A 564-nucleotide genomic window follows, 5' to 3' on the forward strand; every position below is an offset into this window, starting at 1 on the left:
CAAACCACCAGTACCATACGATGAAACCCCAGAGGATCCAAGCAATAAGCCACCATTGCCATATATTCCAGGATACGAACCAAAAGTACCAGGAACAGATGAGCCATTGAAACCAGTTGATCCAGACGATCCAACCAAGGGTTATGTTCCACCATCCATCACAGATCCAAATGATCCAGGTAAAGATACACCAGTACCATACGTACCGGTAACTCCAGATCCAACACCTGAAGTGAAGAAGGGTAATGTTGTTGTTACTTACGTTGATACAGACGGTAAAGAAATCAAAGTGCCTGTTAAAGATGTTGAAAACGGTGATGTGGATTCAGACTACGATACAGTCGTGGATAACCGTCCAGAAATTATCAAGACAGAAGATGGTAAGACATACAAACTTGTTCCAGCTGGTGATTACACAGTAGGTGCAGTTGATGAACAAGGTCACTTGACGACATCCGATGCGACAACTGGTAAGGTTGAAGAAGGTACGAAGACAGTCACTTATGTATACCGTGAGTTATAGGTAAGTACATTCCATACATTCCTGAAAATGGAGATCCAAAA

General features: G+C 42.6%; 1 protein-coding gene. It reads left to right on the forward strand.

The window, feature by feature from the left end; all coding sequences use genetic code 11:
• Positions 1-523, forward strand: a 523-nt coding sequence (locus tag I2503_RS09450; protein WP_196967790.1) for a MucBP domain-containing protein, incomplete at its 5' end; no start/stop codon positions are given.
• Positions 524-564 lie beyond the last annotated feature (41 nt).

The sequence above is a fragment of the Streptococcus sp. NLN64 genome (assembly GCF_015831295.1).
In the GTDB taxonomy this organism is placed as follows: Bacteria; Bacillota; Bacilli; order Lactobacillales; family Streptococcaceae; genus Streptococcus.